Raw genomic sequence first — 8,295 nt, 5'->3', positions numbered from 1 at the left:
GTTTCGGCGCGCCCGCCCCCCCGTCCCACGCCGACAGCGGGGTCCCCCACTCCGGGGGGGCCCCCGCCGCCGCCCGGCCGGCGGCCCCCCCGGACCGGTAGTCACCGGTCCGCGCCACGTCCAGGGGCGCGGAATCCCAGCTCACGAAGGAGCCGGGATCGAGCAACGCTTCGAGCAGTTGCCGGGACCCGATTCGCGACGACGTCATCCGAGCCGTCCCAGGATGCCCGGCACCGCACCTGTCCACACCGGCACGCCGACCAGTATGAGGGCAGCCGGCTCAGTAGCCCCGGGTGACCTTCTGCAACGCGTACTCGGTCAGCCGCACGAGCGCCTCCTTGGCCGGTTCCCGGCGGCGCGCGTCGATCGGCATGATCGGCACATCGGCCGGGACGGCCAGCGCCTGCCGGATATCCTCGATCGGGTACTGCGGGGCGTCGTCGAACTGGTTGAGCGCCACGAGGAAGGGCAGGTTGCGCGCCTCGAAGTAGTCGACCGCCGCGAAACTGTCCTCCAGCCGCCGGGTGTCGATCAGCACCACCGCACCGATCGCACCGCGGATGAGGTCGTCCCACATGAACCAGAAACGGTACTGGCCCGGAGTGCCGAACAGGTACAGCACCAGATCCTCGGCCAGGCTGATCCGGCCGAAGTCCATGGCCACCGTGGTGGTGGATTTGCTCTCGATACCCGCGAGACTGTCGATCCCGGCGCTGGCATTTGTCACCAGAGCCTCGGTTCTCAACGGGACGATTTCCGAAACTGCCCCCACCAGCGTCGTTTTGCCCACGCCGAACCCGCCTGCGACCACGATCTTCGCCGAGGTCGGCTTGGTCTGGCGGGTATCGACCTGTGCCGTCGAATCATATACGCCGGAGTCCACTGAGAACCCTTTCGATCAGCTCGCGACGTTCATCGTCGCTGGAATCGTCTTTCAATGTCGCCGAAACGCGGACATGCCCGGCTTCGATCAGGTCCGCTACAAGTACACGCGCCACCCCGATCGGTATACCCAGTCGAGCCGCTAGTTCGGCGACCGACGGCGACTCCCTGCACAACTCGACTATCGAGTTTTCGATATTGCTCAGTTCGTACTGGCGTTCGAGCGAAATGGGATGGGACGCGACGAGAGCCTCGAGCGCCAACTCGACCTTCGGCCGGGTACGACCGGCGGTCAGCGAGTACGGGCGCACGAGACTGGGCTCGGAGCCTCCCACGCGGTGATCCTCTATGTCCATCCCACCATCAGGAACCCATCGTGACGCGTGGGGTGGCCTGAACTGTCTGGCCTACGCGTTCGACCAACAAAGCCATCTCGTAGCCGACCTGTCCGATATCGCAGGACGTATTGGTCAGGACCGCGAGATAGGACCCGTCGCCCACCGCCATCAGCAGCAGGTAGCCGTGCTCCATTTCGACGACGGACTGCAGAACCGTGCCGCCTTCGAACAGATTGGACACACCCACCGACAGACTCGCCAGTCCGGCCGTGACCGCCGAGAGCTGCTCGGCCCGGTCGACCGGTAGTTGGGCACTCGCCGCCATCAGCAGGCCGTCGGCCGAGACCAGAACGGCATGGGCTACGCCAGGAACCTCGCCTGCGAAGTTCGAAACCAGCCAATCCAACTGACGGTTCGTACCACCTAGTTCGGGGTTCATCGGTCTCCTTTGTCTCCGGTTAGGTTCATTGCTCGCATTGCACGGCCATCCCGAACACCTTGCTGGTGCCGACTCAAACTAGACCGGATCGTTTCGGGATTGCGACTCGGCGTCCGATCCTGGGCGCCGCTGACAGCGCCGGGGACCAACCGGCCGCCCGGATTACGCTGCGGCAGACCGGCCGCGGTGCGGGTTTCGGGCTCGGCCTCACTGGCTCGCCGAGCCGCCGTCCAGCCCTCGTCACCCGGGGATTCGAAGGACGCGACGGCCTGGGAACGATCGGAGTCCGAATCCGACAGCCATGCCGACATCATCTCCGCGAAGATGGGCGTGCCACCGAGCACGCTGTCGGTCTCCTCCGCCGGCTGCAACCGGGTCTGGAAGAAGGACGCCGTCTTCGCCGGGTTGGACTTGTAGCTGTGCCGTCCGGGTTCCCGCGCGGCCGCGGACCCTCCGGTGGGCCGGGGCTCACGCGGCAACGCGACGCCGGGCGGGTTGTCGAACCGTTCGGCGGTGTAGCCGCCCGGCTCTCGGCGGGGCAACGCACCCGGTTCGGCGAGCGGGGGCTGCCGCCTCGGTGCCGCGATATCCCGCTGCGGCAGCGTGTTCGAGCGCTCCCGGGCCGTGTGGCCGCCGTCGGCCGGCACTCCACGCTGCGGCAGACCGCCACCGGCGGCCGGACGCTGGGGCAGACCGTTGCCCGGCGCTTCCCGCCGCGGCGGCAGCGCGCCCGGGCGCTGGGCCGGCAGTTCGCCGGAGCCTTCCCGCGACGGCAACCCACCGGCCGCCGCCGGGCCGCGCTGGGCCGGCAACTCGCCAGAGGCATCCCGCGACGGCAACCCACCGGCCGCCGCCGGGCCACGCTGGGCCGGCAACTCGCCGGAGGCATCCCGCCGTGGCAGACCGTTGACGGAATCGCGCTGCGGGAGGCCGGAGGCGGAATCCCGCTGCGGGAGGCCGTTGGCTCCGGGCTCGCGCCGGGTGGGCAGTCCGCCCGACGCGGATTCGGCGCCGGGACGCGGTTCCGGCTCCCGCCGGGGCACGCTGCCGGCCGCCGGACCTCCGCGTTGGGGCAGCCCCGAGGCTCCGTTCTCGCGGGACGGGGCGCCGTTGGTACCCGGATCCCGTTGCGGCAGACCGCCCGGCCGCTGCTGGCCCGGCTGACGCGTGGGCAGCGACCCGCCCAGACGCGGCGGCGCGGCGGTTTCCGACGCGGTCTCGGTGGGACGCTCGTCGGCCGGACGAGCGGGCGCGGCGTCCCGGGGGCCACCGGGCGCTCCGTTCGCACCGGGCCGGCGCTGCGGCAGCCCGCCCAGGCCACCCGGACTCGGCTGCGGTGCGCCGGCGGTGCCGGGCTGCCGCTGCGGCAGCCCGCCGGGACCGGCGTTGGTCTCCCGCGGCGGCGGGCCGCCCGCGATCGATTCGCCGGGGGTACGCGGCGGCAGGGTCGGTGTGGCGCCACCGCCGCTCGGTCCCAGATTACGTTTCGGCAGGCTGGCTGCGGCGAGTTTGCCGCGCTGGGCGGTACTGCCCGCGCTGGCTTCCCGGAGACTGGTGGTGCCCTGTTCGCCCTCGCGCGGGCCTCCGCCCATGGCGCTGCCCGGCTGCCGCTGCGGCAGCCCACCCGCCCCCAGCGGCGCGGGAGTGGCCGGACGCTCCGGCGGCTTCGGCCGTTCGACGGCCGGCAGCGGTCCGCTCATCCCGGGGTCGACGGTCACCATCATGTTTCCGGCGGCCGTGCGGCTGATACCGCGGGTCTGCATCGACGGTCCGCCCGGCGCATTGCGCAACGCGGCCGCGGCGGCCTCGTCGGGCGACTGTTCCGGCTTCTTCTTCGCGGCATCGTTCGGGACGACGGCCTGCGGGCCGGATCCGGTCGCCAGCGGCAGGATCTGGGTCTCCCCGGCGACGATCAGGCTCATCGGGACGTGCACGGTGACGGTGACGCCCGGATCGCGCGCGGTATCGAAGGTCGGCCGCAGCCGCACGTTGAGACCGTGCCGTTCCGCGAGCCGGCCCACGACGAACAGACCCATGTGGCGAGCGGTGTCGGGACCGGGTTCGGCGGTGCTCTCCAGCCGGCGGTTGATCTCGGCCATCTCGCTCGGCGGCATACCGATACCGCGGTCGGCGACCTCGATGAGCAGGCCCTGATCGTGTGCCTGGGCGAAGGTGAACTTCACGTCCGTCTCCGGCGGCGACGCGCGCAGGGCGTTGTCCAGGAGTTCGGCGAACAGGTGGGCCATATCGGAGGCGGCCGGTTCGATCAGCGCACCGCGCGGGGTGGCGCCGAGCTTGACCCGCTCGTAGTCCTCGACCTCGGAGATCGCGGCCCGCAGGACATCGGCGATCTCGACGGGCGCGGATTTGGCGCGGCGCTGTTTGGTACCGGCGAGAATCAGCAGGTTGTCGCCGTTACGGCGCATACGCGCGGCGAGATGGTCGAGCCGGAAGAGGTTCTCCAGCAGGCGCGGGTCCTTCTCGTCGTACTCCATCGCCTCGATGAGGCTGAGCTGATGGTCGACGAGCGATTTACTGCGGCGCGCCAGGGTTTCGAACATATCGTTGACCTGGGAACGCATCTGGGCCTGATCACTGGCCAGCCGCAGCGCCTGACCGTGGATATCGTCGATCGCGCGCGCGAGCTGACCGATCTCCTCCTCGGACCGGATGGGCATCGGTTCGAGCGGGACCTCCTCGGGCGAGGCGCCGGTACGGAGCTGGGCGACCTCGTCGGGCAGATCACTCTCGGCGACCCGGAGGGCGGCCAGGCGCAGCCGGTGCAGCGGCACGATCATCGAGCGGGCCACGAACACCGCGAGCAGTAGGGCGGCCAGGATCGTCAGCAGCACGACGATCGAGTACACGACGGCGTCGGACAGGGCCTTGTCGGCCATCTTCCGCACACCGTCGTCGATCGAGGAGGTGGCCTCGGCGATCAGTTTGTCGGTGGTCCCGGTGCTGTCCAGCAGTGACTGCCGGGCCTCACCCAGCGGCAACCGCCCGGCCTGGGCCTCGGGGGTCTCCAGCATGCCGGCGCGGTTGTCGATGCCCTGGCGCAGGATCGCGATATCCGGATCCTCGGCGTTGTAGCGCTGGCTCAGGATGTTCAGCAGCGCGCGTTCGGTATTGGTCGCGGTGCGATAGGCCTGTTCGCCGGATTCCTGGTTCCGCAGCAATTCGGCCGCCGCGGTGATCTCACCGACCATGGTGGACCGCAGGTTCAGCGCGTCGACGAGCCGGAGCTTCGCCGGGTCGATCGACGCGTCACCGACCTCCCCGAGAATGGCCTCCACGGCCCGGACACCCGCGTTACGGGCCTTGTCGAGAACCTCCACCGCCTCCTCCGGCGGCAGATTCGTCGGCGCCGTCCCCTGGGCGCGCACGCCCTTGGCCTGGTCGATCATCTCGGAGAGCGCCTGCCGCGCCACCGGAAGATCGTCGAGTTCGGTGAGTGCGGACTCGGCCGCGGCGATCGACTGATCCAGGGAGGTCAGATTGTCCTCGGTGACCATCGACCGGCCCGGCGCGATAGCGATCACCTGCGAGCCCGCCGTCGCGGAGGTTGCGGTACTGAGATCGAGAACGGAAGGAACGATACTGACGTTCTCGGAGGCCGAGCCCAGTCGGTTCGCGTTGCTCCATTCCGCCGAAATCCTGGACACGCCGAGCCCGACCGCGACCGCCAACGGCACAGCCAGCACGGCCGTAACCTTCCAGCGAAGGTCCCAGTTACTCAGCGCCCAGCGCTTCGTGCCGGACCTAGCGGCGTCACGCATTCCCACTCACTTTCCAACCTGGCCCCAGCCATGCTCCATCAGCGGAACTCCACACTCGCATAGTGGCTCGACGGGTGGAGCTGCCCGTGGGTCGCGGCTGGCCGAGAAATTGCGTCTACGACGGACCGAATTTGTGTCATCAGATTCTAACGGATCAATAACTTCTTGGTGTACTCAGCCCGGGTCCACGCACATTGACCAGCCGGTTACAGGCATAAGCCATGGTCGCGACACCCGACGGGGGGTCGCGTGAAGTCTGCCACAATCGTGCTGATCTATCGAGGCGAGGATTGCTGCGAGGCTAGGGAGCACGGGTGAACGCGAGGAACGAGTATCGACCGGTCTATCAGACCAGCCTGGTCGATCCCGCCGAGTTCTGGACCCGCGCCGCCTCGGCCGTCGATTGGGATGTCCCCCCTGAACAGGCTCTCGACACCGATCGCCGGACTTCGCGATGGTTTCCCGGCGCTCGGCTCAATACCTGCTACAACGCGCTCGACCGGCATATCGACGCCGGCCGGACCGAGCAGGCGGCACTGATCTACGACTCGGCGATGACCGGCAGATCCCGCGTCTACAGCTATGGCGAACTGCGCGAGGAGGTCGCGAAATTCGCGGGCGCAATGCGTGATCTCGGAGTAGGCGCCGGTGACCGGGTCGTGATCTACCTGCCGATGATTCCCGAAGCCGTGATCGCGATGCTGGCCTGCGCCCGAATCGGAGCCGTGCATTCGGTGGTGTTCGGCGGATTCGCGGCGCCCGAACTCGCCGCCCGGCTCGACGATGCCGAGCCCGTCCTGATCGTGACAGCGTCAGGGGGGCTGGAACCGAACCGGACCATCGCCTACCCACCCATTGTCGACGAGGCCCTCGCACTGGCCGGTACCACCGCGCCGCGGACCGTGCTGGTGAAACAGCGCGCGGATTTCCCGCCACACAACCACGACGGCGATCCGGCCGTCGGCGCATCCGTGCGCTGGCTGGACTGGGACGCCGTGGTCCGCGACGCCGAGCCCGCGGACCCGGTCTCCGTCGCGGCGACCGACCCGCTGTACGTGCTGTACACCTCCGGAACCACCGGTAAGCCGAAGGGCGTGGTCCGCGACAACGGCGGTCACGCCGTCGCCCTGACCTGGTCCATGCGCAATATCTACGATGTCGGCCCGGGTCAGGTCATGTGGGCCGCCTCCGATGTGGGCTGGGTGGTCGGCCACTCCTACATCGTGTACGCGCCGCTGCTGGCCGGTGCCACCACGCTGCTCTACGAGGGCAAACCGGTGGGCACCCCGGATGCCGGTGCCTTCTGGCGGGTGGTGGCCGAACATCGCGTGCATACGCTGTTCACCGCGCCGACCGCTCTGCGGGCCATCCGCCGGGCCGACCCCACCGCCGCATTCGCCCGCGAGTACGACCTCAGTTCTCTCCGTTCCCTTTTCTGCGCAGGTGAACGGCTCGATCCCGCCACCTACCGATGGGCCGAGGACACCCTGCTCGCGGATCGCGCGGACTGCCCGGTGGTGGACCACTGGTGGCAGACCGAAACCGGTTGGCCCATCTGTGCCAATCCGCTCGGGCTGCAGCGGCTGCCGATCAAACCGGGCTCGGCCTCGGTACCCGTCCCCGGCTACCGGCTGCGCGTACTGGACTCCTCCGGCAACCCCGTGGCCGCGGGCGCCGAAGGCAATATCGTCATCGGCCTGCCGCTGCCCCCGGGCGCGCTCACCGGCCTGTGGCACGACGACGAGCGCTACCAGCGGTCCTATCTGTCGGCATATCCCGGGCATTTCCTCACCGGCGATTCCGGATATTTCGACGAAGACGGCTACCTGTTCGTCCTCGGCCGCAGTGACGATGTGATCAATATGGCCGGGCACCGCCTTTCCGCGGGAAGTATAGAAGCGGCTGTCGCCGGCCACGACGCCGTCGCCGAATGCGCGGTGATCGGACTGCCCGACGAACTCAAAGGACAACGCCCCATCGCGTATGTGGTACTCAAGTCCGACGCCGTCATCGACCCCGAAACGTTGCGCGACGAATTGAGCGAACGCGTCCGCAAACAGATAGGACCGGTAGCCGGCCTCTACGACGCCGTCGTGGTACCCGCCCTGCCGAAAACCCGCTCCGGCAAGATACTGCGCAAGACCATCCGCCAGATGACAGCGGGCGAAAACTACGAAATCCCCTCCACTATCGAAGATCCCACCGTGCTCGACGAACTCGCCCGGATCGTGCGGCCCGCCCAAAACTCAAACTCCTCTCAAGAAAACCTCAGAGCCCGGCCATGACGGCACAATACGGTCTGAGGCAGTCCACGAGCCCCGGCTCGACACGACCACCGTAGGAGGCAGTAAACCCCATGGCACACACGACAACCCGGCTTCGCGGCGCACTCGGCCCGATCACCCTCACGCTGGGCGCCGCCGCCGCGGTTACCGCGTTCCTGAGCCCCGCGGTCGCCTCCGCGGCGCCGACGGATTTCGCCGAACCGCTGATCACCAGCGACTGCTCCTTCGCCCAGATCGAGGCCGCGCTCCACGCCCAGGCCCCCGAGCTGGCGTCGATGCTCGACAACAACCCCGGCCTGAAAGCGGACCTGCAGAGCAAGTTCGATCAGCCGGTCGAACAACGCCGCGCCGAACTGCAGCAGTACATCGAACAGAATCCCGAAGCAGCCCAGCAGGCCGAGAACGACCCCCGGACCGAACAGCTCCGGACCACGCTGCAGGGCGTAGCCGACAGCTGCCACAACTACTGAGCTGTGTTTTCGGCGGCGCCTGCGGCGTCGCGGGGTCGAGGCCCCCTTGGTCTCGCCGTTTCGGCCTCGAGACTCGCGCCTGCGGCGCATGCGCTTCGAGGC

At 68.8% G+C, this 8,295-nt stretch carries 7 protein-coding genes; 2 read left to right on the top strand and 5 right to left on the bottom strand.

Going from position 1 to position 8,295, the window contains the following annotated elements:
- From ABZV91_RS31490 to ABZV91_RS31470, 5 genes are all read right to left on the bottom strand, one after another.
- On the bottom strand, positions 1-208 hold a 208-nt coding region (locus ABZV91_RS31490; RefSeq protein WP_355249368.1), incomplete at its 3' end, for a hypothetical protein.
- A 72-nt stretch (positions 209-280) separates the two neighbouring features.
- Positions 281-883 carry an ATP/GTP-binding protein gene (locus ABZV91_RS31485; RefSeq protein WP_174372388.1) on the bottom strand — a complete coding sequence of 201 codons (603 nt, stop codon included), beginning with the start codon at positions 881-883 and terminating at the stop codon, positions 281-283.
- Positions 864-1,238, bottom strand: a complete 375-nt coding sequence (locus ABZV91_RS31480; protein WP_030522783.1) for a DUF742 domain-containing protein — start codon at positions 1,236-1,238, stop codon at positions 864-866. Before ABZV91_RS31480 ends, ABZV91_RS31485 begins: the two co-directional genes overlap by 20 nt.
- Before the next feature lie 7 nt (positions 1,239-1,245).
- Positions 1,246-1,659 (bottom strand): roadblock/LC7 domain-containing protein, encoded by a 414-nt coding sequence (locus ABZV91_RS31475; RefSeq protein ID WP_030522784.1) that lies wholly within the window; start codon positions 1,657-1,659, stop codon positions 1,246-1,248.
- Entirely contained in the window at positions 1,656-5,363 is a 3,708-nt protein-coding gene (locus ABZV91_RS31470) for an ATP-binding protein (RefSeq protein ID WP_355249367.1), read from the bottom strand. The genes ABZV91_RS31475 and ABZV91_RS31470 overlap by 4 nt, the downstream gene beginning before the upstream one ends.
- A 389-nt stretch (positions 5,364-5,752) precedes the next feature.
- Between ABZV91_RS31470 and ABZV91_RS31465 the strand changes: the two genes are divergently transcribed.
- Positions 5,753-7,723 carry an AMP-binding protein gene (locus ABZV91_RS31465; protein WP_355249366.1) on the top strand — a complete coding sequence of 657 codons (1,971 nt, stop codon included), beginning with the start codon at positions 5,753-5,755 and terminating at the stop codon, positions 7,721-7,723.
- Between the two features lie 71 nt (positions 7,724-7,794).
- Complete coding sequence (locus ABZV91_RS31460; RefSeq protein WP_355249365.1) at positions 7,795-8,193, top strand: hemophore-related protein; 399 nt, start codon at positions 7,795-7,797, stop codon at positions 8,191-8,193.
- Positions 8,194-8,295 lie beyond the last annotated feature (102 nt).

Source organism: Nocardia sp. NPDC004568 (genome assembly GCF_040609955.1).
Taxonomy (GTDB): domain Bacteria; phylum Actinomycetota; class Actinomycetes; order Mycobacteriales; family Mycobacteriaceae; genus Nocardia.
The sequence above is the reverse complement of the archived record's forward strand: the minus strand, read 5'-3'. Positions and strand labels throughout refer to the sequence as shown.

Bases quoted from the DNA above. Each gene is read 5' to 3' on its own strand.
- ABZV91_RS31480 (WP_030522783.1), bottom strand. From the start codon at position 1,238: ATGGACATAGAGGATCACCGCGTGGGAGGCTCCGAGCCCAGTCTCGTG.
- ABZV91_RS31475 (WP_030522784.1), bottom strand. From the start codon at position 1,659: ATGAACCCCGAACTAGGTGGTACGAACCGTCAGTTGGATTGGCTGGTT.
- ABZV91_RS31460 (WP_355249365.1), top strand. From the start codon at position 7,795: ATGGCACACACGACAACCCGGCTTCGCGGCGCACTCGGCCCGATCACC.